Origin of the sequence: Sneathiella limimaris (assembly GCF_012932565.1) — a bacterium.
Taxonomy (GTDB): Bacteria; Pseudomonadota; Alphaproteobacteria; order Sneathiellales; family Sneathiellaceae; genus Sneathiella; species Sneathiella limimaris.
Map to the genome: position 1 here is coordinate 751,871 of NZ_JABBYJ010000001.1, position 25,906 is coordinate 777,776.

At 43.8% G+C, this 25,906-nt stretch carries 24 protein-coding genes and 1 pseudogene; 15 read left to right on the forward strand and 10 right to left on the reverse strand.

The window, feature by feature from the left end; genetic code table 11:
* Positions 1–339: 339 nt before the first annotated feature.
* Positions 340–498, forward strand: a pseudogene (locus HH301_RS17590) (IS6 family transposase); the annotation flags it as partial.
* 435 nt (positions 499–933) lie between these two features.
* On the opposite strand, the gene HH301_RS03580 reads toward HH301_RS17590, so the two are convergent.
* The 3 genes from HH301_RS03580 to HH301_RS03590 form a co-directional block, all read right to left on the reverse strand.
* A complete protein-coding gene (locus HH301_RS03580; protein ID WP_206378151.1) occupies positions 934–1,344 on the reverse strand; it encodes an MbcA/ParS/Xre antitoxin family protein in 411 nt (136 codons plus the stop codon).
* Between the two features lie 151 nt (positions 1,345–1,495).
* Entirely contained in the window at positions 1,496–2,245 is a 750-nt protein-coding gene (locus HH301_RS03585; protein ID WP_169566727.1) for an RES domain-containing protein, read from the reverse strand.
* Positions 2,232–2,591, reverse strand: a complete 360-nt coding sequence (locus HH301_RS03590; protein ID WP_169566728.1) for an MbcA/ParS/Xre antitoxin family protein — start codon at positions 2,589–2,591, stop codon at positions 2,232–2,234. Before HH301_RS03590 ends, HH301_RS03585 begins: the two co-directional genes overlap by 14 nt.
* Before the next feature lie 560 nt (positions 2,592–3,151).
* On the opposite strand from HH301_RS03590, the gene HH301_RS03595 reads away from it, so the two are divergent.
* From HH301_RS03595 to HH301_RS03615, 5 genes are all read left to right on the forward strand, one after another.
* Entirely contained in the window at positions 3,152–3,316 is a 165-nt protein-coding gene (locus tag HH301_RS03595; protein ID WP_169566729.1) for a DUF3309 family protein, read from the forward strand.
* A 177-nt stretch (positions 3,317–3,493) separates the two neighbouring features.
* The gene (locus HH301_RS03600; RefSeq protein ID WP_169566730.1) at positions 3,494–3,730 is read left to right on the forward strand and encodes a hypothetical protein; all 237 of its coding nucleotides are present in this window, start codon (positions 3,494–3,496) and stop codon (positions 3,728–3,730) included.
* A 28-nt stretch (positions 3,731–3,758) separates the two neighbouring features.
* Positions 3,759–4,025 carry an ElaB/YgaM/YqjD family protein gene (locus tag HH301_RS03605; RefSeq protein WP_169566732.1) on the forward strand — a complete coding sequence of 89 codons (267 nt, stop codon included), beginning with the start codon at positions 3,759–3,761 and terminating at the stop codon, positions 4,023–4,025.
* Positions 4,026–4,193: 168 nt separating this feature from the next.
* Positions 4,194–4,460: a hypothetical protein gene (locus tag HH301_RS03610; RefSeq protein ID WP_169566734.1), complete on the forward strand. Its 267-nt coding sequence runs from the start codon at positions 4,194–4,196 to the stop codon at positions 4,458–4,460.
* Between the two features lie 168 nt (positions 4,461–4,628).
* Entirely contained in the window at positions 4,629–5,141 is a 513-nt protein-coding gene (locus tag HH301_RS03615; protein WP_420821176.1) for a lipid-binding SYLF domain-containing protein, read from the forward strand.
* A gap of 364 nt (positions 5,142–5,505) precedes the next feature.
* Here HH301_RS03615 and HH301_RS03620 read toward each other — a convergent pair whose 3' ends face one another.
* Positions 5,506–6,162 (reverse strand): Crp/Fnr family transcriptional regulator, encoded by a 657-nt coding sequence (locus tag HH301_RS03620; RefSeq protein ID WP_206378152.1) that lies wholly within the window; start codon positions 6,160–6,162, stop codon positions 5,506–5,508.
* Positions 6,163–6,459: 297 nt separating this feature from the next.
* Between HH301_RS03620 and HH301_RS03625 the strand changes: the two genes are divergently transcribed.
* Positions 6,460–10,047, forward strand: coding sequence for a CheR family methyltransferase (locus HH301_RS03625; RefSeq protein ID WP_169566738.1), 3,588 nt, complete (start codon positions 6,460–6,462; stop codon positions 10,045–10,047).
* A 25-nt stretch (positions 10,048–10,072) separates the two neighbouring features.
* Here the strand turns inward: HH301_RS03625 and HH301_RS03630 are convergent, their stop codons facing one another.
* Entirely contained in the window at positions 10,073–11,164 is a 1,092-nt protein-coding gene (locus tag HH301_RS03630; protein ID WP_169566739.1) for a fatty acid desaturase, read from the reverse strand.
* 5 nt (positions 11,165–11,169) lie between these two features.
* Positions 11,170–11,328, reverse strand: coding sequence for a hypothetical protein (locus HH301_RS03635; RefSeq protein WP_169566741.1), 159 nt, complete (start codon positions 11,326–11,328; stop codon positions 11,170–11,172).
* A gap of 613 nt (positions 11,329–11,941) precedes the next feature.
* Here HH301_RS03635 and HH301_RS03640 point away from each other — a divergent pair.
* The 5 genes from HH301_RS03640 (at position 11,942) to HH301_RS03660 (ending at position 16,185) form a co-directional block, all read left to right on the forward strand.
* Positions 11,942–12,277, forward strand: a complete 336-nt coding sequence (locus HH301_RS03640; RefSeq protein WP_169566743.1) for a hypothetical protein — start codon at positions 11,942–11,944, stop codon at positions 12,275–12,277.
* Between the two features lie 63 nt (positions 12,278–12,340).
* Positions 12,341–13,405: an FtsH protease activity modulator HflK gene (hflK, locus tag HH301_RS03645; RefSeq protein WP_169566745.1), complete on the forward strand. Its 1,065-nt coding sequence runs from the start codon at positions 12,341–12,343 to the stop codon at positions 13,403–13,405.
* Positions 13,402–14,379, forward strand: coding sequence for a protease modulator HflC (hflC, locus tag HH301_RS03650; RefSeq protein ID WP_169566747.1), 978 nt, complete (start codon positions 13,402–13,404; stop codon positions 14,377–14,379). The genes hflK and hflC overlap by 4 nt, the downstream gene beginning before the upstream one ends.
* Before the next feature lie 35 nt (positions 14,380–14,414).
* Positions 14,415–15,752 (forward strand): Na+/H+ antiporter NhaA, encoded by a 1,338-nt coding sequence (nhaA, locus tag HH301_RS03655; RefSeq protein ID WP_169566749.1) that lies wholly within the window; start codon positions 14,415–14,417, stop codon positions 15,750–15,752.
* A gap of 253 nt (positions 15,753–16,005) precedes the next feature.
* Complete coding sequence (locus HH301_RS03660; RefSeq protein WP_169566751.1) at positions 16,006–16,185, forward strand: hypothetical protein; 180 nt, start codon at positions 16,006–16,008, stop codon at positions 16,183–16,185.
* A 98-nt stretch (positions 16,186–16,283) separates the two neighbouring features.
* Here the strand turns inward: HH301_RS03660 and fumC are convergent, their stop codons facing one another.
* The 4 genes from fumC to HH301_RS03680 form a co-directional block, all read right to left on the reverse strand.
* Positions 16,284–17,666 (reverse strand): class II fumarate hydratase, encoded by a 1,383-nt coding sequence (gene fumC, locus HH301_RS03665; RefSeq protein ID WP_169566753.1) that lies wholly within the window; start codon positions 17,664–17,666, stop codon positions 16,284–16,286.
* 540 nt (positions 17,667–18,206) lie between these two features.
* Entirely contained in the window at positions 18,207–18,542 is a 336-nt protein-coding gene (locus tag HH301_RS03670) for an AzlD domain-containing protein (protein ID WP_169566755.1), read from the reverse strand.
* On the reverse strand, positions 18,532–19,254 hold the full coding sequence (locus tag HH301_RS03675) for an AzlC family ABC transporter permease (RefSeq protein ID WP_169566756.1): 723 nt from the start codon (positions 19,252–19,254) through the stop codon (positions 18,532–18,534). Before HH301_RS03675 ends, HH301_RS03670 begins: the two co-directional genes overlap by 11 nt.
* Positions 19,251–19,781 carry a helix-turn-helix domain-containing protein gene (locus HH301_RS03680; RefSeq protein WP_169566758.1) on the reverse strand — a complete coding sequence of 177 codons (531 nt, stop codon included), beginning with the start codon at positions 19,779–19,781 and terminating at the stop codon, positions 19,251–19,253. The genes HH301_RS03675 and HH301_RS03680 overlap by 4 nt, the downstream gene beginning before the upstream one ends.
* A gap of 358 nt (positions 19,782–20,139) precedes the next feature.
* Between HH301_RS03680 and HH301_RS03685 the strand changes: the two genes are divergently transcribed.
* From HH301_RS03685 to HH301_RS03695, 3 genes are read left to right on the forward strand one after another with little or no spacing between them, the layout of a single operon-like run.
* The gene (locus HH301_RS03685; protein WP_169566760.1) at positions 20,140–20,976 is read left to right on the forward strand and encodes a Helicase associated domain protein; all 837 of its coding nucleotides are present in this window, start codon (positions 20,140–20,142) and stop codon (positions 20,974–20,976) included.
* On the forward strand, positions 20,973–21,515 hold the full coding sequence (locus HH301_RS03690) for a hypothetical protein (protein WP_169566763.1): 543 nt from the start codon (positions 20,973–20,975) through the stop codon (positions 21,513–21,515). The genes HH301_RS03685 and HH301_RS03690 overlap by 4 nt, the downstream gene beginning before the upstream one ends.
* The gene (locus tag HH301_RS03695) at positions 21,516–25,904 is read left to right on the forward strand and encodes a tyrosine-type recombinase/integrase (protein WP_169566764.1); all 4,389 of its coding nucleotides are present in this window, start codon (positions 21,516–21,518) and stop codon (positions 25,902–25,904) included.
* Positions 25,905–25,906 lie beyond the last annotated feature (2 nt).

Sequence of the window (25,906 nt, forward strand, 5' to 3'; positions counted from 1 at the left end):
CATCTTTGTTTTGCAGCTTATGGTATTTTATAGCTATGTTAAAAAATCACTCTATTAAACGCTCAGCGACAACCGGTAAGTTTGTGAGTAAGGCGATTGGATTGTCAAAAGCTTCCAAATTTTTGTCTGTTGAAGGTTTAGTACTGAACCAAAAATCAACTCAGACTTTGAAGCATTATAGATCCACTGGACTAAAAGGTGATGAATTGCGTTCGGCTATCACTGATTCCTTTAAGAACATCAAGCGAAAATGAGCTGATACGACGCTGTCGAGGATCCCCTTGGCGTTGTCACATTAACATCGTGGCGGGAAAGTTAAATATGCCTTAGTCTTGGCCAATGCAAAAGATCTCATATTTCTGGCATTACTTTCCACCTCAAATAATTCAGCATGCTGTCTGCCACTACTTCAGATTTACATTTAGCTATCGAGACATTGAAGATCTTTTGGCCGCCCGAGGTTTGGATATTTCCTGTGAAACGGTCCAGAGGTGGATTTACCCTTCATCGGTTGTTCAGGTTCTAGATTAGCCTATTCCTCGCTCCGGCCTCGGCTGGCTTTCGGAGATGTATGTGATCAATGCACTCACATGTTCACAACGTCAATTCTGTGTCATGGACTCTGAAGGGGAAGAAAATTCTCCAAAGTATAACCTTTTATAACCATGTATAACAAAGGATAAGAAAAAACCTTATACCTTGCTATACATTGTTATGCTTTCAGACGCCCTTAAATTTGTAGACACCTTTTTGGCTGATGATGTGGCAAGGAGGTTGCTATGGGCAAAGCCAGTTTCAGTGAAGATTTGAAACGTGACGCGGTCTGTCAGATAACGGAGCGCAGATACCCTGTTCCAGAGGCGCCAAAACGTTTAAGTGCCGGTTGATGCAGGGGTGTTTGCCTGACAAAGGTTTTGGGAGCTTACCCAAGGATCATGTCTCACATTCTGCGAACAGATGGCGTCGGACAACGATGATGTCGGTTAAGTGGCCTTTCAGCATTACCTCTAAGGCGGACCGTCCGTCAAAAACAGTATTGGGCCTCTTGATCCAGTCGTAATCCCGCTCCGGATCGCTGAAGAGACGTCGAAGGCATTTGTGTATCCCGATCAGATTGGACATGCGGATTGGGGTTTCTGGATCAACAGATCCGTATTGACCTTCCCTCCAGCCCTGGAACTCTGAGATGGAGATGCCGCCCAGTAAAGTCGTCACTTGATCATCGGTGAGCTTCCAGAGCGCGAGGAGCTTGAGAATGGCCCGCTGCATGGCTTGTGTTTCTGCAAGGGTAAATTCAATCCCCTCTGAAGTGGGCATTCCCGGGTCATGATGCAGGTCGGTCATAAACGTCTCCAGTCTTTATCGCTTAAGTATAAAGTGATGCATTTCTGAGATCAATGAAGCTCTTATGAAGTGTTTGCAGTGCGTCGCAATATTTATGGGGGTCAGTCATCGATTGACGGGGATACAAGATTAGCTTTGTGACGGAGTGAGCTCAAGCTGGTTCAGGAAGGTTCCCATCGATCAAAAATAGATCCCTTGGAAATTCCAGGAATTGGGTTCGATCCAGCTTGAGGACCACCCGGTTTTGTGTGGCCTCACAATAGCATTTGAGCTTTTGAACAAGCTTCTTTGAGATTAACCCTGCCGGCTCAAAAATGGCGACGTTCAAACCGGCCTTGGGGCAGCGCGCGGACTGATAGCTAATCCCCTGGATCTCGGCTGCTCTTAGCTCACTGCCGAGCGCCTGGGTTGGCTGATAGTTGGCTTTGTGCTGCAGGATGTCTGCATAGGCGGTAAAGGGTGCTTTAGTCAGATCGAGGCTGGGGTCACACTTGAACCGGGCCGAAAAGAGATCATAGCTTGCCCGGATCACCGGATTGGGGAACGCCTCCTCGACACCTTCTAAAAATACGAACCGGTAATAGGCCAGTTCAGCCGCCGCTGTTTCTTGTAAAAGAGATCCATAGAAGATGGACATCTCATGTCGGGCCCCAAAACGCGATCCCCATTTTAAGGGAGGATATCTGAATGGGGTGGCCAGTAAGTAATCATCTGGCGCCGTTTCTGGATAGGAAGGTTTGGTCGCGTCCAGCAACTCTTCAAGCCGCATTTGTTCATCGAGTGTATCAACCAGCTCCATGGTGGCGATCTCTGACTGGTCCTCAACAACGCGCCAGAGGAGACCCTTGAGGGTCTCGGGTTGAGCCTGGCTCAGAACATCCTTCCACTCAAATTTTCCCACGCATGCCGTCCAGGTAAACGAGGACGCTATTCAGTCCCTGCACGGACTTCACAAGCTCTCTTGGAACACCGTTCAGATGTTTATTACGTGTTCCAAACCAGTGCTTCATGTTTTTCGGATCCCCACCGACCAGCGTGTGCAGGGCGCGATAGCAGCGGACAAAGAGAAGGGCCAGCTCCCCAGCCTTTGTCGCAGGGTCAATACCGCGATTGATGGCTGTCCGATCCCGTCCTATGATCTTGGCCAGCTCCTCAAGTGGGATCCCAAGATTGGAGGCGGCATTCTTGGCGGCTTTGGCCAGGATGGCTTTATCATTCACGTCTACGGTCTGCTGCTGTCGTGTCATAACGCTGCTCTCACATAAAAAAGATGTAATAGCTACAATATTATCAGCCATGTTGTAATTGCGTCATTATATTTAGAGCATGTACCCGTTTCCGTCAAGGATTGGAGTTCTTCGGACATGGTGGGTAGACAGGCTGCTCTTCAAAAATTATCTATTTTGATTATTTGATTTTGGTCTAATCAAGCTCATAGACTGAAGACTGCAGGTTCAAAACCTGCCCCCGCAACCAAATAAAAAAAAGGTCATCCAAATGGATGGCCTTTTTTATTGGGTGGGTGGGAGACGGAATTGGAGCTTAAGGATAGCTCAATAAAACCTTTCCGAGGCTCGCTTGAGCCAGACTAACCTGCATCAGTGTTCCCCAACGGCAAAGGTGTATCGTGGCTCTTCTAATTGACGTTTCGGTCGGCCAGTAGCTGTCTAGTAATTCGCTTGTATACTGTAAATCTTCTGAGGTTATAACGGATAAAAAAGAAATCCCTGTCTCTCATTGTTTATCTCTTGAAATACCTGTGGCCAATCAACTTAATTAACTTCTTAAACCGCTGGAGATCAAAATTATGCCACTTGGTACAATCCTGCTCATCGTACTAATCATTTTTCTACTTGGTGGGTTTAGTGGCCGTTTCGGCGGCTATGGCTATGGTTATGGACACGGAAGTATAGGTGTTCTGAGCACCCTGCTGGTTATTGTTGTCGTCTTAATGGTTCTGGGAATAGTCTGACGCAGTCCGTTCTGAGGGCATATCTGACCATTCCACACGTTGCATACAGAAACCTCAAGTGTATCAGTAATAGACTGCTCTCGATAAGTAAGTTGCCACAAAACCTGTCAATCTAGGTAAAATCGAGAGGCATTCTTTCCCTGTCCTCATGTCTTTAAACCTTAAAGGGGTCCGATAATGAAGGATAACAAGGATATTTCCGGAATAGCAGCACTTTCGATCTGCGAGTCGCTTTTGCTGGCACTGAACGATCACAAACTTCTTTCAGAGCATGAAATCATAGGCGTGCTAAAAGACGCTGCCAGTGCTCATGAAGGAACTGCCGGTAAGGCCTTTGATGCAAATACACATCAAGCCGTCGCCGCCCTGATCAATCAGATCATCGCAGGGGGCAATTCAATTCGGCATCCTTAAGGGTTCCGCCATCATAATGGAGCATAAAATGAATAAATCTAACGGCTTAAACCCAGAAATGGACGAACTAAAAGAAGATCTCGCCTCTTTGCGAAAACATGTCTCTGACATGATGGATGCTATGAAAACGAACGGCGCAGAAAGCGCACGCGAGAAACTGGATTCCTTCAAGAGTTATGGGCGAAAAGGGATTGATCAGATCGAAGGTCAGGTGAAAGAACATCCCGGTTCCAGTATCGCGATTGCGTTTGCCGTTGGTTTTCTGGCCAGTTTGCTGCTGCGGCGGAGAAGCTAGGCCTTGACCGCGCTTTTGCAGATTTTGCAAATAGCACTAGTTGAGTACTCGGCTCATAAGAAAACGAATATTGTTCAGCGAAGTGTAATCGGAGGCACGGCCCTAGCGCTCGCTTCTATGATGGTCTTTCTGAGTCTGCTGTTTCTGGCTTTGGGATTCTTTTCCTGGATGCTTTTGTACACGATAATACCACTGGCGGCCCTAGCCACTGCCGGGGCGACCCTGCTGTTATTGCTCATCGCTGCACTACTTGTCTATTTGCTGCACAAATTACAGGCCAAAGAGGCCCAACGCGAAGCACCGGACCCAGAAAAACTAGCCGCCATGGTCGCGTTTGTCACGGCGGAGCTGGAGGCTTCTGTGGGTGATAATCCAAAAACGGCGCTGCTGGTTGCGGCATTAACGGGTCTGCTCGCCGGACAATATCTCAAATAGTTTTTGAACCGACTAGATTAATTCACGCGACTTGATTGAGGTTAGTCGATCCAGCCCGAAACAAGAGTAGTTTGCCATCACTCAGATTAATTTTAATCTGCAGAGTCCCCCCCACAGGAGTTAATCATGAAATCATTGCACAGAATACTCAATCTTGTTGTTATCCTGATGATGATGCTGGCTGTCTCGGGTCCCTCCGTGGCTGCCACAGCTGAAAATTTGAAAGCGGATGCTGAGCAGGCAAGCAATCAGCTGGAACGAACGAGCCCTGTTGCGGCCCATCTGGCGAAAAATGCCAAAGCGACCCTCATTTTCCCTAATGTTGTTAAAGCCGGTCTAGTTTTTGGCGGTGCTTATGGCGAAGGCTTGATGATGAAAGGCGGTCTGGTGGACGGCTATTACAACACAGTTACCGGCTCTTGGGGCTTTCAGGTTGGCGCTCAGACTTACGGTTATATTGTCTATCTGATGAGCGATAAAGCCATCAAATATGTGGCTGAGAGCAAAGGCTGGGAACTGGGTGTCGGACCAACGGTCGTGGTGATCGACGCTGGGGCGGCAAAAAACCTGTCAACATCAAGCCTGAAAGAGGATGCCTACGCCTTCATATTTGATCAGAAAGGTCTGATGGCAGGTATCAGTATTGAAGGAACAAAAATCTCTTTGATCGCAAAACCGTAATCCTGTTCAGGTCATTCGATGTGTCTGGTATCAAATTCCTTTTGGGACACAGTAGTGTCCCTTTTAGCCCTCCAAAACTTCCGGCGCGCGGGCCAAAAACCCGCGCCCGATAACTAAGAGATCTTTACCCTGCGGCTACAAAGGAGTGAAAGCTCTTTTCAGTGGCCGAGACAAGTTCTGTAAACTCGAAATGAGCAACAGTGCATAAACTGTGACCCTAGTCTCCTCAATCGGAAAATATTAGTCTGTACGTTTTCGATTTCCGACAAAATGATATCGCTGCGCTCAAAAAGCTTAGTATTGAAGGTTCTCACCTGTACTGACGGATTTCGCGCCGATAGAACCCCGTTCTTCTTTCTAGCTTTCACTGAAGTAAGGGACCTTCCTGATCAAGATAGGAGGGATCAAATTCTGCAAACTCGGCCAAGCGATCATAATTGTCGAATGTGACATGACTGTTCCTAAACGTCACCATGCCATCCTCACGCAATTGCCTTAGGACGCGGTTGACATGGACTGCACTCAATCCCATTGCATCTGCGAGATGGAACTGGGTCAGTGGACAATCATAGCCAACTTTGCTGCCTAGCCCGACTAACGTCAGTCTTGCCCCCAGTTCGAGGAGAAAATGGGCAACGCGTTCTGTCGCACCGCGGCGTCCAATGTCCACCAGATGTTCAACCACCATCGCTTCTTCTCTAGATGCCGACCAAAAGGTTGCGATCGCGATGCGAGGATATTTTTTAAATGTATCCATAAGATCAGAGACAATGATTTCGGAAACTTTGACCGTTGTAACTGTTTCTATCCCGTGGTCACATATGTTGAAAAGCACGTTACGTAATCCTAGTAAATCTCCGGGGACTTGGAAATCAATAATTTGGCGTGATCCATCGGGTTGGAGTTTGTAAGAGCAAACCCAACCTGAATGCACAATATAAAGGATTTGGTCCGACTGCCCTTGAAATACGAGGTTTTTCCCTGAGGCAAACTTTCTCGAATGATTTTGCAGCCTATCCAAGGCTAATCGTTCACTCTCTGAAAGGGTTACGAATGCAGATAGTTTTCGTAGTAAAGGTGTAATTTTGATAGTTGCCTCTATTCTGCCCCTAAGTCGGTGAGACGCATCAAAAAATCTACACTGATTTGGGTTAGTTCATCAAATTGTAAATTATGCTAGCTGATTAGGATTGTAGGGGAATGTTCCTGTCAGGAACAAGAACGAAATCTTTTTTTGAAACCGGTCAGAAACAATGGCCCCCTACCTGTTTCCTTGAAAAATAGGAAAAATTACCCCTAATTTAATAAGGTAGATCGAATGGTAATGAAATCTCAGGCTTCAAAAAAAGGCTCCTTACCTCGATCAAAAAGGACCAAGGAGATTGATCAACTTACAACAGGCTTGCAGGTTAAAGGCAATAGTTTTTTCGATACTGTGGATGAGTGTGATTTTCTAGCACGAGAGATTATTCCTGAAATTTTCACAACAGCAGGGTCCGGGCGGACAGTGCGTATCTGGAGTGTTGGTTGCGGCACAGGTCAGGAAGCCTATTCTTTGGCAATGTTGTTCCAGGAAGAGCTTGAGGCATCGGGTTCTAATATTAAGTTTGAGATTTTTGCATCTGATATTGATCCTGACGTAATAGCTCAGGCCCACGATGGTTTTTATTCAGAAACAATTCAGTCCGAGTTAACACCAGCCCGGCTCGTCCGCTTTTTTGACAGAGTAGAGAATGGTTACCATGTTAAAAAAGACTTGCGCCGTTTGGTGGAATTTAGAGTGCAAGACATTTTGATAGATACCCCCTCGTCTCGGTTTGACTTCATTTCTTGTCGGCATCTTCTAGAGTATTTAGACCCAGAAATCTCAGAAAAGGTTGTTTCGGTTTTCCATGCCTCACTTTATATGAATGGTATGTTGTTGCTGGGAGGGTCGGAGCGTATCGCAGACACGGAAAAACGGTTTTCATTGATATCCGAACCACATAGGCTTTATCGGCATGCGGTACAAAGGCATCATGGAAAAGCGGGATTGCAAGTTGAAGATAAACTCAATTTTAAACCTGATGAGCCTCTGAAACGGGTGGTACAGACTTCTCCGCAATCCGATTGTGTATTTCTTTGCCAGCAGCTTATTCTCGAAAAGTATGCTTCTGCAGTGGTTTTAATTAATCAAAAAAATGAATGTTTATATTCAATAGGATCTACAGATCACTATCTGCAGATGAAATTGAGAAATCAAAAGCAAGATTTATTAACAATGGTCCGACCAAACATACGTTCAAAGCTTCAGGCGGCAATTTCTCAAGCTATAGCGGAAAATAACCTAGTTGTTTTGGATGGCGATCTGTCAGAGCGGGGGGCACGTTTCAATATTATTGTAGAGCCGGTCAAGTATAGTTCTAACGACCTGTTGTTGATATGTTTTAAAGACCGATTTGATAGCAAGTTGATGACTTTAAGAACGATTAAGTCAGATGAAACAGGGTGTGCGATTGAGCTTGAAGGGGAGCAAAAAGGAAAGGATGTTGAACTCAAGGGTGCCGTACCCAATGTCGAATTTTCTGACATCGAGAAATTCTCAACTGATCAGATAATTAAACCTGCAAATAAAGAGATACTGACGTTTAAAAAGGTATCTACAACTAGTAAAGAGCTTATGGCGTTAGTTAGTCAGCTTCAGGAGGATTTTGAGCAGCAGTTAGTTAATTACAACGTATTGCAAAATGTTCTTATCAGCACGGACATTGCAACGCTCTTTCTTGATGCTGACTTTAAAATTCGCTTGTTCACCCCTAGTGTGAGATCACTCTTTAATCTGATCGACAGCGATATTGGGCGACCAATTGTCGATTTCAAGTTTACGATCCCAATTGATGTTTTACTAGCTGATGCACAAACTGTTTTGCAAGGCGGGGCCTCTGTTGAACGGGAAGTTACTACAGAAATGGGTAGATGGTTTCACACTCATGTATCTCTCTGCAGTATTCACGGAAACGTATCGGCAGGGATTGTTATTACTTTTGTCGATATTACAAAACGCAAACACCATACAATGGAACTGGAGGCTGCTAAATCTCGAGCGGAACTGGCGTCTACGGCAAAATCACGCTTTCTCTCTGCTGCCAGCCACGATCTTCGTCAACCTTTGCAGACGCTTGCATTGTTGCTAGGGATTTTTGCCAAAACTGTTAAAGGTTCATCTACAAAGAAATTGATTGATCGGATGGAGGAAACGCTAGGTGCGACGTCCGGTATGTTGAATGCTTTTTTGGACATTAATCAAATTGATGTGGGTACTGTCAAAATAGAGAAAACTGACTTTCCGCTCTCCGAAATGCTTGAGCGTTTGAGTCGCGAATTTGAGTATCATGCTCAGGCTTGTGGTTTAGCGTTTCACTCTGTTTCTACTCCACTGCATGTCCATAGTGATCAGCGGCTTTTGGAGCAGATGATCCGTAACCTGCTTGGGAATGCCATAAAATACACTAAAACAGGAAAGATTTTAATTGGATGTAGGCGCCGCGGAGATTTGCTTAGCATTCAGGTTTGGGATACGGGGGTTGGTATTGCTGAGGGGGAATATAAAGCCATTTTTGAAGAGTACACGCAAATTGGTAATGAGACTCAGGATCGTAAGCTAGGGTTAGGTCTTGGCCTATCCATTGTACAACAGCTTGGATATTTATTAGGGCATGCTTTACATGTCAGGTCCCTCCCCACAAAGGGTTCTGTGTTCTCAATCAATGTCCAGCTCGCAGCAGAGGCACCAAAATTGACTCGGACAATACATGGTCCGAATAAAGGCCGAGGACGGAAAGACAGCGATGGTCGGATAAAAAAAATTCTAATAGCCGAAGACGATCCTGATATCTTTGATCTATTGAATCTTCTTCTGAGTACGGAAGGGTATAAAACGATAACTGCACATGATGGAGTTTTGGATGCAACAATTCCAGTGAGAGGGAACGATCAACCGGATCTGATTATGGCCGATTTTAATTTATCAGAAGGTGTAAACGGATTGGGTCTTATAGAGAAGGTTAGGGAGAGATTTAGCGAAAATATTCCTGCTATTATTTTAACAGGTGATATATCAACCTCCACCCTGAGTTTAATCGCGAAACACGACTGCGTAAAACTGGATAAACCGGTAAACTCAGATGAGCTATTGCAATCCATTCGGAAATTACTTGTTGGTCGAAGTTCAGCAAAGAAGTTTCGACATAAATTGGTGCCCCTAAAACCCGACTTGCCGTTCGTTTTTATGGTGGATGATGATATAAATATTCAGAAGGCTATTCAGGAACTCTTCGCCGAAAAAGATCGGAATGTAGAAGTTTTCACAACGGCCGAGGAATACTTAGAAAGTAATCGCACTCGTCAACAAGCATGTCTTCTAATTAATGCTAATCTTCCAGGGATGAGTGGGCTTGAACTGCTGGAAGTACTTAAAGAAAAAGAAGCTGAACTTCCGACAATAATGATCACTGGTAAAAGCGATGTTAAAATGGCTGTCCAAGCAATGAAAGCAGGGGTCCTGGACTTTATCGAAAAGCCTTTAAAATCTTGCGTTCTGCTCGCAAGTGTTGAACGGGCACTAGAGCTTTCAAAAGTTGAGATGGAATTGTTTGAGGCACAGACAACTACCAAGCGACGAATTGACAGACTTACGCCGCGGCAACGCCAAATCATGGATCTTGTGCTTGCAGGTAACCCAAGCAAGAATATTGCTGCTGATTTAGGTATTAGCCAGCGCACCGTTGAAAATCACCGAGCGGCGATCATGGCAAAGACTGCAACAAAATCCATACCAGAACTGACTCGGCTCGCAATTACAGCGGGCAGAAAATTAAGAAATTCTGGAAAGAAAAACACAAAAATGAGTCTAATGCATGAATCCTGACAAAATCGCAGCAAAGGTCTAGTGTTTAAGCTTTCCGTGTGCGGATTTTTCTAAACGAAATTAATCGTTGAGCATCCTCATCCCAAAGTGCAAATCGAAGGCAGTGGAAACTTTCTCGCAAGCCAATGCGGTTGAGGGTTCGAAGGGCAGGAATATCTGTCAGACACTCTTTAAGATTATAGTTAGGAATGCGGCACGAAAGATGATGGATATGATGAATGCCGATGTCGCTGGAAAACCAGCGGAGCGGTTGCGGTAAGTCATAGTAGCTACTTGAAGCTATTGCAGAATCATAGAAATCCCAGTCCTTGTTTTTCTGCCAGTATGTGAATTCAAATTGGTGTTGAACATAAAACAACCACACACCAATTGCGGAAGATAGTAGGACGATAGGAAGCTGCACTTTTATAATGTTGAAAAAGCCAAAATTTAAGCCAAGACCGACGATCGTACCCGCAATTCCGATGTTTGTGAGCATCACACTGATCAGCAGCATTGGACGTTGGAAAATAAGATCAAGTGGTAGCCGGTTCTTAAAAACGAACAAATAGATTGGCCCGATCCCTAACATTATAAGAGGATTGCGGTACAGTCGGTAAGCCAGCCGTCGCCAAAAAGGTAAGTTCAAATATTCTGCTTTTGTAAGAAGTGTAATATCGCCTATGCCACGGTTTTGTAGATTGCCGCAGGTGGCATGATGAATGTTATGTGCGCTGCGCCAGTATTCGTGTGGGGTTAACGTTACAATACCGATCAATGTACCAACAAAATCATTCAGGCGGCGGGAGGTAAAGAATGACCGATGTCCGCAGTCATGTTGGATCATAAAAAGCCGAACCGTGAATGCGGCTGCAAGTATTGATAGTAAAAGGGTTAGCCAATAGGCTTTGTCCACTGTGAATAACATCGCCACCCACAGTATGATCAACGGCAACGTTGTGTTTAAAATTTGTAGGACACTCTGCCTTGTCGATGCTCGTGCATGGGGTTTGATGGTTTTCGCCCATCGCCGTGCAAGTTCCTGCCGCTTGTTAGACCTGGAATGGGGTTCTTCAACGATGAGATCCGTTTGATCACTCTTTTGCTCGCCATTTTTGCAATCGGTTTGATTCAGCATAGAAGCTATTCTTTGACCTTTGTGCCCGCATCCTCTATGGCGCCACCTGTTTTTTCCATATTCTCACCTGTGTCTTTTTTCAAGCCGCTCCACGTATCTCCGCATGCGCCGAGCGTAAAGGTGAATGAGATAACAATTAAGATGAGGGCAAGTTTATGTATCATTTGGAAACTCTATATGAAGGAGAAGGCTCTCAAGAGGCCTCCGGTCCCGAATAAATGAAAAGAAAGATGCCTTTGAATTCAAAGCAATAAATCATTATATAGAGTCGAGATGGCTGACAACAGGTTCGGAATATACTCAAGCCTAGTGACACGGTAAGCTTATTGATAAAGGGATGGTCCGGCAAATTTGTGATGCATTTTAAACGATAACGTTAGAAGAGCTGTAAGACAGGTAGAGGCTTTACTAGCTTTTTAAACCCAATGCTGTTCTAGCGATTATTAGGAGGACTTTTATTCAAACTAGCATTCCTCGTTTTTTTCAAAAACGAGGAATTGACTCAACAAGATTTGCTTATCAGAAGCTAAATATAGCTGAAATATTGCTCGTCATGAGTAGTTTCCGAGGGTATGCAAAACCTGTGAGCGGCTTACTTTTCTACCATGCGCAATAATCAATATAACTATTGGCGTGGTTCACGCCCTAGAACAGATTGTCTTGGAAAAGTCCGCGTGTAATCAATCTCCAAGAAAATGCGTTACGCCGTTCGGTTTTTGACGTTTGGTTAAACCGACGTTCCTCCTAAAACACAGCTAATGAGTAGGGACCTCTCAGATGAAAACAGAAAAGCATATAAACAACAAAGAAGCCGGGCGCGTTATCTCTTACCCGATCCAGGCAAAATTAGCTGTTCCTTACGATCCTTCGAAGGGAAATATCGCAATGGAAACTGATAAGCTTTTGAGCGCATCCAAAGCACACTGGGGGAAATTTAAGAAGGGACTAGACAAGATCTTCAGCGCGTTATGTTCAAACGCCTCCAAAAGTTCAAAAATAGATCCGGCTCCGCCAGAAAAGGAGAAGGAAGATAAGACCGCCATTGCGCGAGGAGAAAATGAAGGAATGGCAGTTAGGTCAACAAAACCGCGATCATCTAGTGAACGGGATTGACGGTAAAGCTTTGTCTTGAGGACAGAATTTCGAAATTTAGTGAACATTTGAAAGGGTACAATAATGCCATGGCAAAGTGGAAATGGTAATGAGGGGAACCCTTGGAGTGGCAAGCCTGGTTTAGGGCTAGATATTGAAGAAATGGGTCAACGCTTACAGGATCGATTTAAGAAGTTTCAGCCGGGTGGGGGGCTTTGGGGAGGATTGATTATTGTGGTTATTATAAGCGTTGGTTTGGCGGTGTGGACTTCATACTATACTGTTCCTAGTGACTCGGTCGCTGTTATACAACGTTTCGGAAAGTATCTTAAAAAAGTACCGCCGGGGCTCCATTTCAAATTACCTCTTGGTATTGATGAAATCACGATTGTTCCAATAAAACGCCAGTTAAAGCAGGAGTTTGGGTTTATTACACCAGGCGGACATGATCCCAATCAAAGTCCTCGCCCTCGCGATGCAACACGCGAGACTCAGATGGTAACCGGTGATTTGAATGCAGCGCTGGTTGAATGGGTTGTACAATATCGAATAGCGGATTCTGTCAAATTTCTTTTTGAGGTTCGGGAACCAAGCGAAACACTTCGATATGTGTCTGAGTCGGTCATGCGCGAAGTGGTTGGCGATCGAACTGTAGACGAAGTGATTACCATTGGGCGACAAGAAATCGAGAACGAAGCCTTAGTCAAGATGCAGGCTCTTTCGACCAAATATGCAATGGGGATTAGTATTGATCAGGTGCAACTAAAAAACATTAATCCGCCAAAGCCAGTTCAGGAGTCCTTTAACGAGGTTAACAAGGCTCAGCAAGAAAAAGAGAAGCTCATCAATGAAGCAAGGCGCGATTACAATAAAGTTATTCCGCTTGCTGAGGGTGAAAAGGATCAAAGAATTCGTGAAGCAGATGGCTACAGACTGAAACGCATAAATGAAGCCAAGGGCGATACTGCACGCTTTGTTGCGTTGTTGTCAGAGTATAGAAAAGCCCCAGAAGTCACGCGTCGGCGCATATATCTGGAAACCTTGCAGCAAGTGATGCCGAGCATAAAATCAAAGATAATTATTGATGAACAGTCGATAAGTATCCTGCCATTTCTAAATTTAGAGAGTGGGAAGGAGTTAAAGCCATGAGCGGGGTTAAGCAATTCGCGTTCATATTAGCCTTGGGTGCCAGTGCGTATACTGTGTTTAGCTCATTGTATACCGTGAGCGAAGTCGAACAGGCCATCGTTACCCAGTTTGGTAAGCCTGTGGGATCGCCTATCATTAGTGCGGGGCTCAAGTTTAAAATTCCATTTATTCAAGAGGTCAACCCTATCGATAGGAGAGTTTTAGAATGGGACGGTAATCCCTCAGATATGCCGACCAAAGATAAACTTTATATATCTGTTGACTTATTTGCTCGCTGGCGGATTACGGATCCATTGCAATATTTCCTGAGGCTGCGTGATGAGCGAAGCGCTCAATCACGTTTGGATGATATTCTAGGGAGCGAAACCAGGAATGCGGTTGCCAAGCATGAGCTCATTGAGATTATCCGAACGACAATGGACCGGGTTCCGGCACGCGATACTCTACTAACTAATTTGGAGCAGGAACAGGACATTGGTTCCCTTGTACCTATTCTTAAGGGACGCAAACTAGTTGAAAACGAGCTTTTCATTGCGGCTGCTAAGAAAGTAGAGGTTTTCGGGATCGAGCTTCTAGATATTCGGTTCAAACGAATAAATTATAACGAGAGTGTGCGACCAAAAATATATGATCGTATGATTAGTGAGCGCCGGCAAATAGCAGAGCGTTTTTTATCAGAAGGTCATGGTGAAGCAGCACGGATCCGCGGCAACAGAGTACGCGATTTGAACAAAATTCAATCCGAAGCCTATCAGAAGGTTGAAGAAATCCGCGGTTTGGCAGACGCAAAGGCAACGGAAATTTACGCAGCAGCTTATAATCAAAGTCCACAGGCAGTGCAATTTTATGAGTTCACAAAAACCATGCAGGCGTATCAGACAATCATTGCCGCAAACACGACGTTAGTATTGTCCACTGAAAGCGAACTTTTCAAGTTCTTGAAGGGAATGGACCCTGATACCTGGAAGGAATGAAGTGGGCAGAGTTTCTGAGAAGGGGAATAGCTGACATGCAAAATCAAGGGGAAGCATACCTCCCTAGTGAATTTTCCCATCACTTTACGAGACCTTTAGCGAGATTTGTACGAATTGAGTCAGTGGCAGGCACCTTCCTTTTCCTCGCTTTAGTTTTAGCAATGATATTGGCTAACTCGAATTGGTCGGAACCTTTCGAGTCTTTCTGGGAGATTTCGATTGGCCTTCATTTTGCTGATATGGACTTTAGTCGCTCATTGAGGCATTGGACCAACGAAGGACTGATGACATTATTTTTCTTTGTTATTTCATTGGAACTCAAACGTCAGATTGTGTTGGGAGAATTGCAGAGGATTAGAATTGCGATGTTTCCGATCATGGCAGCTCTTGGTGGCATGGTTGTTCCGGTCTTACTTTATTTGATATTTATGTATCACCGCCCCGGTATGAATGGGTGGGGAACTGTAATGGCGACAGACACCGCATTTGTAATTGGGTGTCTTGCCCTTTTCGGTTCTCGAGTCCCTTCGTCTCTTCGTTTGTTCCTATTGTCGCTTGCAATTTTTGATGATTTAGGGGCCATTTTAGTAATGACAATTGGTTATGGAGGGGACTTGAACTGGAACGCAATTGTCATAGGGGGCTTGGGGCTCGGGGCGATAGCAATATTAGCTAGATTAGGGTTGAGAAGTGTTCCTGTTTACTTTGTGTTGGGGGCAGGGATTTGGTTATGTTTTGATAGTAGCGGTATTCATCCGACAATTTGTGGAGTTGTTCTTGGGCTGATGACGCCTACTAAAATCTGGGTAAGTGGTAAACGTATGAGTGCGATGCTAGGCCGTGTGTTTACGTCTCTTGAAGGTGAAGAAAAGAGCAGTGAGACGGCCAGTAAAAGTGACTTGCGGCAGTTGGGCCGGGCGTTTAGAGAAACTCTGTCTCCCGTTGAACGGCTGGAGCATATGTTGCATCCCTGGGTCGGTTTAGTCATCTTACCACTCTTCGCGTTAGCGAACACAGGAATTGCGATTGGCGAAGTTCACCTTGCTAGCCCAGTTTCAATGGCAATTATTGTTAGCTTGGTCTTTGGGAAGCCAATTGGCGTGATTAGTTTCAGCTGGTTCGCAGTGCAATGTCGTATTGCGGTTCGAGGGGAGGGGCTATCCTGGTCTTTGCTTGTCGCGGGTGCTTTTCTAACAGGTATCGGTTTCACCATGTCATTTTTTATCGCTAACCTGGCATTTAATCAGGAAATACTAGATTCTGCAAAGCTGGGAATTCTTGTGGGATCAATGATATCTGCTTTCTTGGGCATCATGATTTTAGTCTTGATTGTAGTGAGAAATAGTTATGCAACAAAGCTGGGGAGAATCTGAAATTAAACTCTTAACGAGTCCGTGGGTGAGACTTAGAAGTCTCTAATTATTTGAGCCAATAAGGCTGTCTCTAGAGCGAGCGTGGTGTGGAATGAATAGATTAAATTAAATACTTTCGTATTTACCTAAATCCGGAACTTGGAGTCTGAAATAAGTCATTCTAATTATCATATATAAAAAGCTCGTGTTTAAATGGACCCATCATTTTGTAATGTAATCAGAAATTTAAATGATAATTTTGAAAGGAATTGATATGAGTGATCAAAATGAATTAGCCAAAAAAAGCCAATCCATTTCGGCTTTAGAGGAAGCGGAAATGGCAAAATACGGCATAAAAAGAGTGCCAGTTGATTACTTCTTTTTTGGCAAGTATCGATACTCAAATTTGAAAGATGCTTTGGCTCAGGCGAAACGAAATCAATCAAAACTTTGATAGTTTGAAATTCTCTTTCAATCTACCGTTAGCTGGACAACGTACCTATCAGGAAATTAATAACTGTCTTGGTAGACCTTTTCTGCTAGGCTTTGAATTTAGATCATCTTACGGGGTTGCACCCAATCATCAAATTGTGCAGAGCTGACGAGTTTCAGCTCTAAGGCAGCCTCTTTCAAGGTTAGGTCTTCAACATAGGCTTTTGTGGCTATTTTGGCGGCTTTATCATAGCCAATATGCGGTGTTAGCGCGGTCACCAGCATAAGCGATTGTTCCATTAACTCCTTGATCCGCTTTTCATTGGCAACGATCCCTAAAACACAATTACGGGTGAAGCTGTCAATGGCATCTGACAATAGGCGAATAGACTGGAGCATATTGTATATGATGACAGGTTTGAAGGCGTTTAGCTCAAAATGGCCGTTCGAGCCAGCGATAGTGACCGTTACGTGATTTCCCATAACCTGGGCACAAACTTGTGTTATGGCTTCACATTGGGTTGGATTGATTTTCCCCGGCATAATTGAAGAGCCTGGTTCGTTTGCTGGAAGTGACAATTCTTGAAGGCCGCATCTTGGACCACTCGCGAGGAGGCGGATGTCATTCGCTATCTTCATGCAACTAACTGCAAGAGTATTGAGAACACCAGAGAATTCTACTGCAACATCGTTTGCTGCGATCGCTTCATATTTATTGTTGGCTGATTTAAAGGGTAGACCTGTTGCCTTTGCAATATGAGTAGCGAAGAGCGCTGCAAATTCAGGAGAGGAATTGAGACCAGTACCGACAGCCGTTCCACCTTGTGCTAGCTCCAGAAGGCGCGGGAAAGAGCTTTTTATGCGGGCTAAACCTAGTTCAATTTGCCTTTCATATCCTGAAAACTCCTGCCCAAGAGTGATGGGGGTTGCGTCCTGTGTATGGGTTCTTCCGATTTTAATGATGTGGTCAAATTCAGTAACCTTCTTCGAAAGCGCTTCCTGAAAGTGGGTCAGAGCTGGAACAAGTAACTGTTGAACTTCTGTCGCAATTGCAATGGACATAACGGTTGGAAATGTATCGTTAGAACTTTGCCCAAGATTGACATGACCCAGTGGGTGAACCGGTTTCTTGCTTCCTAACTTTCCCCCGAGAAGCTCACTCGCCCGATTGGCAATAACTTCATTCGCATTCATGTTGGTGTGGGTGCCGGAGCCTGTTTGCCAAACAACGAGCGGAAAATTGTCGTCTAACTTACCTTCTGCGATTTCCTGTGCGGCGGCAAGAATGGCATTGCTCAGACCTTCGTCCAACGTTCCCAATTCTAGATTCGTTTTTGCTGCCGCCATTTTCTGCAGGGCCAAAGCCCTAATGAAAGGCGTTGGTATTTTTTCTTCACCAATGCTGAAGTTTTCAAGTGATCGTTGGGTTTGAGCCCCCCAATATTTATCGGTGTGGACCTTGATTTTTCCCAAGGAATCACTTTCTATTCGTGTGCTCGACATATTGGTATTCCTCTGCATTGGGCGTCTACCCGAACGCATAAGTGATGGACTACTATTTAGGTTTGTAACGACATGTTTCTTGTTTTGGTCTCTACTTTTCAAAATTCTAATAATATATTTAATAAATTTGAAATCGTTGTCCAGAATTCATCGAAAAGTAATAATTATTAGTGGGAATAAATATTTTTTAATTATATTTAAAAGTCCGAATTTTAAATTAATAGTTTATTAATTTATTCAATTAATATGCCCTGATTATATTATTTTTTTCCAAAAAAATATTTATTTTAAGGAAACTGTCTAGTGTCTGATAATCAAATTTCCTGATTACTTGAATAAAAAGCAAATAAAGATGGTTGCGTGCCCTCGCAATCAATCTCCCTAAGAAAATTGACGTTAATTCAGTTGTTTAATACTCGAAATTAAACCACACGCAACCAACGCTGTATGCATAGAGCTTATGCTGAGAGAACGATAGCAGCAAATAAAACTGTTTGTGGAAGATGGCAATCGGATAGAAAGTTGTTAATTTTGTCTGACTTAGAAAATGACGGTTACAACGCCATAAGTCATGACTCCAGCGAAGACAGGCCAGCCTAAAGATCGTTTGAACCACCAGGCAATGAGAGTGACAAGAGCGCTTACAATTGTTGAAAACCATGTCTCTGTGCTCATGGTTGCTGGAACAAGTGAGACACCAAACATGGCGGCAATCATGAGGGGGCCAAAAACACTTAGCCAAGTTGGCAACTCTGCTACAGCTTCTTGAGATTTGCGGCGGGCGATATGTCGCTGCATCCAAATTAAGGGAAGAACGCGAATGAAAAAAGTGCCAACGGCTGAGGCAATCAACGCAATCCAGATATCATTTGGCATTGTGCTTTTCCAATTTTTGAATGAGATAGTAAATACCTGCGCCGCTAATTGCTGCAAGCGGAATAGCTGCATTTACATACCCAAACAGCTTGAGTGCAAAAGCCAAGGTGATTGTTGCGCTTAGGGTGATAACCCAAATCCTGGACGTAAAACGCGGCGCAATAAGGACAAGAAAAAGGGCGGGTAAGGCAAACGGCATGACCTCTCCCAGTAATGGCCAACGAGTCGTCAATTCTTCGCCAGCAATCGCACCAAGTGCTGTGCCAAAGATCCAGCTTAACCAAGCAAGGAGTGCGGCGCCTGTATACCATCCAATCCGTGTATGTTCTGGTATTTTTGCCATTCGCGTAAGTGCAAGAGCAAAAATCTGATCTGTTAGTCCATGCATCAGCCAGGGCCACCAGCGGTTTTGCGGTAAATAAATTGCTAGGTTGGGTGCATAGACAACATGACGTGCATTGATGAGTAAGGTCATGCTGATAACCAGCCAAAGTGGTGCTCCTGCACTAATCATGGCGACAAATAGGAACTGAGACGCTCCGGCATAGATAAGAGCAGAAATCAGGATAGTTTCGAGTATTCCAAATCCTGATTGGGTAGAGATTAGTCCGAACGATATCGCCACAGGAATATACCCGCCAAGTAATGGGAAAGCGTCATACACTCCTGTCAAGACTGGTGGACGTGGGAGGGACAAGTCTTCTGAGGTCATTTTTGGCCCTGTTCCTTAGCGTAAATAATTGTCATCAAAACAGTCGCCCAATTCTCTCCTGTCTGATAAAAGTGAGGCTGATCAGCATTGAACGTATGTGTTTCACCTGCCGACAAGAGCTTGATTTCATCCAAAACACCCACCTCCAATTGACCGCTAATAACGGTGACTGTCTCGGTTGTTCCAGGAGAATGCGCTTCAGCCTCACGTTTTGAATGTGGAGCGCAGGTCATCCAGTAAACATCTATTGGTGGATTGTCTGTTCCATGGTCTATTAAGCGAACTTCAATCTCCGACTCTTCAATGGAACCACTTAGGGGAAGAATGAGGGTGCTAAATGGCACTTTCAGTTGGATAGCCAGACGCCAAATTGTATCAACCGTAGGATTGCCATTACCTTGCTCAATGCGTGAAAGGTTGGATTTTGCAATTCCTGCGCCCTGAGCCAGTTGTGAAAGTGATATTTCGCGGTCCCGGCGGAGTTTCTGAATATGCCGTCCTAACTTATTAACATTCAATTTGTCCATGAAAGTACCTGTGTTCTATATATCGAGCGTTCTATATATGGAACATCGTGGTGTCAATCTTCAAATAGCAAGACGGACTTTACCATATTCTGGGGGAGTATTAGGAGCTCAGATCAACACTAATGAACCTTCCGATAAGTATGATTATCGGAAGGTTCGTTTTATTCCTGCAAGGAAAGGTAAGTAAGGTCAGATATAATTGATGCGAGTTCTTCTTGAGCTTGACGTACTTGCTCCTTATCGGCCCTAAATGAAGAAAAATCCTTAAAATCATTTAGATTAGTGAAAAATATTGCTTCTAAATTTGTGATTTCTGTCAAATCTCATAAATAAACCTAATAGTACTTTAGGAAAGGAAGTGGGTTTGCTTGCAGAGTATAGTTACGTTGAGTGCCTAGTGCGTATAGTTGAAAGAGTTGAACTAAATACACAAAACAAAGTTCAATCACGAAATCTAAAGCCTGAGTCAGCACAATGGGTTTTGGAACAGACAACCAAAGCCGCCAGACAACAATTGACAGATTCAGAAGTACTTTCCCTGTTGTTGCTGGGTATTAGAGTAGAACTTCCCAAAGGTGTTACGTTCGGAAAAGGTAAGTGGCCTTTTTTCGACTCCAGTTCTGACAATTCATCAGAGTGTGGACAACTCGCTGCTGTTGACAGAACGCCCCCAGCCAATTCAATTTTTTCATTAAACTGGCAATATAACTTTCAACGTTTGGCTGACTTTAGGAGGCATTACGGAAATATACCGATTCCGAAAACCGAGCCCTATGCAGATTTATGGGTCTGGCAAAAATATCAATATGTGAGATATCGCGAAGGGCGGCTTTCGGCATACGAGAAGATGCAGTTAGAAAGCATTGAATTCTTCCCCACCAAAAAATTTGGGTCGTTTATCGATGAACGTACTCTTCCCAGTGTTACGCCGAAAGGTAAATCCTTAAAGTCGCATGTTTTTGATAAGTTTCGGTTGAGTGATCATTCAACCTGGATGGAGCGGTATCGTGAGCTACAAGAGTTTTCTGAGAAGCATTGGCACTTGAGAGTGCCACGGGAAGGTGTGAGCCGTGAACTTTCTCATTGGCTTCGTTATCAAAAAAGAAAAAAATATGAGAGTCGCTTGTATGAATTTTACGAAGCGCACCTTCGTTTATTAGGAGTTTCGTTTCCTGAAAAGGAAACCGCGATATGATTATTCATGGTGCCCGGGGAAAGCATGTTTCAAAAAAATTAGCCGGCAAAACACTGCGACCTCACTCTGCTATAGAAAAGCCATACAAGATTTGGTGTTCTTTCAAACATGAGGTGAATGCTGAATTTTTGGACCCAGATTGGGCCCAAGAGTTTGTTTTAAGAACGCCGTTGCATATCATCTCTCCGAAAACACATAATCCAGCGACGAAAAATCAAATCACGTTTATCGGTGGATTTCGGACCGCAGAATTTATTTACAATCGTAAAGTGACTGTTTGTAGAGCGATTGATTACAAAGATAACCCTCCTGACGACTTTGAGCTCTTTGGCTGGGGCGAATTATTCTTCACATTGATGATGTTTCCTGAAAAACAGAGAAACCTAGCAGAAATCATTGATCTTATTCTAACTGATTTACCTCAAAAAGTCAGCATCGCCTATTTTGGGAAAAAGAAAATAACTCGCACGCATATCGCAAAAAAACTTACGGTTTCTCAGGATCGTCTTCGTGTTCGCAATCGGAATTCGGAGTACTGAATGGAATTTGAGGATTTATTGAAGGCTCTAGGGATTGAAAGTATTTCTAGAGACATTAGAGATTATTCAGTCGAATTGCTTCAACACTATCTTTCTACTTTCCAAAAGCGGGACCCTGAACCAAATGGTCAGTTAATCAAGGGACTTGCTCACCGCATTCCTTCCGCGTCCGAAGACTTTAAGATTTCAAATGAAAATCCATTATGGAATTTCATATCGACTAACAAGAAAATTACGGAGCTGCCCTTTTGGGCAATGCTTTCATATACAGTGGGAGACGAAAGTAAATTCGCAAAACATGAGATCTTAAAAGCTCTTGTGACCGGAGCTATTTGTTCTTTTACGGTCAATACAATTAATGAAGAGAGTACCTCTAATAGCCCAGTCTCCAGGGCTTCTGACGCTATTCGCAGGTTGGATCAAAAAAAGTATCAGCAATTTTTTGCTGAACTTCCTCATCAGCCAAAGAATTTGACAGAACTATCTGATAAATTGGAGGAGCTCAGGCATACAGAAAACTTTGAGCGGCATGCCTCTATGCTTACGCCGTTACTGAGTTACGTTATAGAAGAAACCGCACCTAAAAAACGCAGTAGCTCTTCGGGTGGTAAATCTGAACGAAAGACTGGCTTTTTAGAATACCATCCAGTCTTAACTGAAGATTATCCTCATACTATTGAGACAATTCACACAACTGTTCCCATTAAAAATGTTTCGGATGTGGAACAGAAATCTGACGACTTACCCTTAAGAAGTTATCACACTATCGCCCCGCCAATAGAGCGAGAAAAAGCAAAATTGGCGAGTATTAAGAGATTTCACAGCCAAAGTCTGACTCATTCCTTAGTTATGAAATCTGCATTACCGCCCTGTCATTTGGATATGGTGTCGATGGAAGAGATCGGTAGGTTTCAGAAGAGTTTATTCGACAGACTTTATTCCGGTAAAATTAGTCAGTACGAGTTGTCACTCATAGTGCTGGGACTTCTATGTCTCTACACAGGAAGAAATTTCGAAACAGTTTGTCGGATAATTGAAAAAGCGACTCCTGGCAGGAAAAAAACTGAGCATTCTGACCGGTTACTTTTTCGCACCGGCCTAAAGCCGCCTGCGCTCGAAATAAACCTTTCCTTGCCTGAACATAAACAGGTTCAACCATATTGCGACCTGTTGGATCATGAGCAGCGTAATTGTTATTGGTTACCATTACCGGAGTTTTTGCGGGACCCATTGAACCACCTTAGGCAAGAAAATGTTGCATTCCCTACACTAGAAGCTTTCAAAGATTTTATTGCAGAAATGGCTAAAGAGACGGGTACCAAGATTACGCCCGCAAGACTGGCGAATGTATTGTACCGGGTTGTTTTCCAAATCTGCGGACAACAAGTCATTTCTTCAGTAATCTGCGGAAATCTAGCGACCCAGTATGCACCCCAATATTACTGCACTTTAGGTTCAAATAAACTGATTGATATTTATCAGCGAGCGGTTTCAAAATTGTTATCTGCTACTGAGACGCGCTCTCCCCACGCAAACATAGACAGATCCAAAGGGAAGAGAGTTGGCAGTCGTATTGAAATATCACCGGTAAAAATCTTTCAAGAAGTTCGAAACTTTCAGGTTAAATGTCAAAAAAAGGTGGATAACTACAAGTTGTCACCAATTGAACGTCACAATGACATAGCAGCTTACACCTATTTGCTCTTAAATATTGCCACAGCAATTCGTCCAGTTTCTGCGCCATTTGATTTCTGGGGTGACATTAATCTGAATGCATGCAGTGCCTGGATCTCCGATAAGGAAATAAAATTAGAGCTCGCGGCAAGGATAATATATTTTCCAGAAGTGGTAGCCCAACAGTTAGTTACCTATCGTATCCATTTGGAAAAACTGGAGGTTTATTGCAATCAAACTCAACATCGAGACTATTCACTAGTCGAGCGGGCACTAACAGGAGAAGGCCCTTTTCTCATATGGAGCAAAAATAATAGAATACACGCACTGCAACCTAAGTTCTTGGTGAACGGCTATGCCGGATCAATGTTTGCTAACCTACCTCTTAACTGGCCAAGGCATTTTTGGGCAACCCTTCTTCGAAACGAGCTACCAGAAGACATCGTTGATGCCCATTTAGGACATGGAAATTTTGAACTGGAACCAACAAACAGATGGTCAGGTCTCTCGCATGCTGATTTAAGACAAGCCTCCGATGTGATTGGAAATCTGTTGGCGAAAAACGGGGTCAATAACTTAACAATAAAACGAGCTGATTATGCTGCTCCTATACAGGAAAAAAAGGCAAACCAACAACAGCTCGCAAGCGTGGGTTCTGGGAAGAGATCGGCGCAGAAACAAGTTCGACTGAAACAGCTAGATAAAAGAATTCAGGAAGAGTGGGATCAACTGCCTCTTTATCGCACGTCTTCAACGGTTGACGAGAAAAATGAGGCTGTACGGAAGGCAATGGAAGCCTTGGTTGCTGATCATAATGAAATGTCATTGCGATTCCGGATTAAAAAAACTTTTTACAGAAATATTGTCAAACTAAACCAAAAGCGGGATGAAGCCGATCAGCTTTACATACCAGATCTTCCTGTGACGCTATCTCGGTCTGCTCCGTGGCGAACACGAAAATGGCATAGGTCTTCACAGTCAGTTATTAATTTTGTGACCTATTTACTGGATTTTCTCGAAAACCATAACTCAGAAGATTTTTCCCCAGAAATGTGGTTGGCGGCTTGCATTACCTCTGCAGCTACTTTCGGAGGTTTAAATGATAAAAAGGCTCTTAGCGCGCTAACAAAAGAACTTACGACAGATGGGGTCTCGCTATCTTCCATTCGCCAAAGAAACTGGGGTTCGGACTTTCTTTCTGATCAGTATTTTATGGATTTGGTTTTTTCTGACCAATCTATCCAAACTGGTATTCTGGACGGCAAGCCCGTTCTGACCCATAGATGGTTCTTAGATCCCGTGAGCCTCTTATTTTTAAGACGCTTCAATGATGCCAAGGGAGAGAAGGCTCTAAAACCAAAATCCAATGGCGCAATTGCCAACGCATTTTCGGAGCTCCAAAGTAAAATTGGTTATCCACCCCATCTAAGAATTCCTTATGAAGAAATTTGTCAATTTGGTAACGCCTATTTTGAGTATCTAAATCCAACGGACATTTCTATGGCCCTATCTGAGGTCATGACCGGGCATCAGATTTCGGTCTCTCTTCCTTTTTCACAATTTGAATTGTTGTTTAAGGAGCCCAAAGAAGCAGAATTTAGCTGGGATCTATCCAGTGTATCGTCAGTCAGTCAAAATTCTAGTCAGCGGTCTCGACAAACGTTGGGAAGAACCGAGTACCGTGAGCTTCATACTTTACTAAGAAGTAAAACGGCTACAGGAGATAAAGTGTCCCGGGAGCAAGCAAGTAAGGACTTGAAGTCACTTGTTGCTGACGATTGGTGTGAATCTGTGAAGATTCTCAGAGACTGGGCAATTGATCTACTGGATAACGATAATTTACAAGTTTCTACGGTGAAAGCCTACCTTTCCACAATAGGGCCTGCTATTCGAGATTTATTTTATGATTTAGACCTGCAAGAAATGGAGGGAGAGGACTTTTACGATTGCTATCAACAGGTTTTGAAACTGGCAAAATCAAAGAAGTTGAAAAGCGACCTTGCATGGTACCTCCAACGCTTTCATGATTTCTGTGTTAGAATGTACGATTTTCCTAGATTTGAGGAAAGTTTAGGATCTGCAAAGAAACACCCCTTGGTCGTTCGAGCCGGGTACCTACCAAATCATCATTATTTTGCTTGCATGAAAGCGCTCATGCAGCAATTTACCCTACCCTCATATAAGGTTCAAGCCTTACAGATTTTGTTTATTCTCGCGTATCGAACAGGCTTGCGAATAGGAGAGATTCTAAAAATAAGGTTGGAAGATGTTTTCGTTGGGGAAACGTGTTGGATATTTGTTACCAATAACCGGTATGGAAGCAACAAAACACGATCTTCGAACAGAAAGATACCTATTTCAGTCTTGCTGACGTCAGAAGAGATGGGGTTATTCAGGGACTTCTATTCTCTCAAATCGGCTGCAACAACAATGAAGCAGGCTTTGCTGTTTAGCGATACACAGCAGTCAACTGTCCCCTGGAATGCTTTAGAAACTTCGAGGCAATTTACATCCTTGATGCGTCATATAACTGGCAATAACGATATGGTTTTCCACCACCTGAGACACACAGCGCTCTCAAATCTGCAATTTGTGATAGAGCGCGAATGGTCGATTTCCAGCCATTTTATGGGAGTGAGCGAAGGGCAGGTGGCAGATATTTTTGAAGCTATCTGTGGCCGAAAAGATGAGAAACTAAGAGTTTATTGGCACTAGGC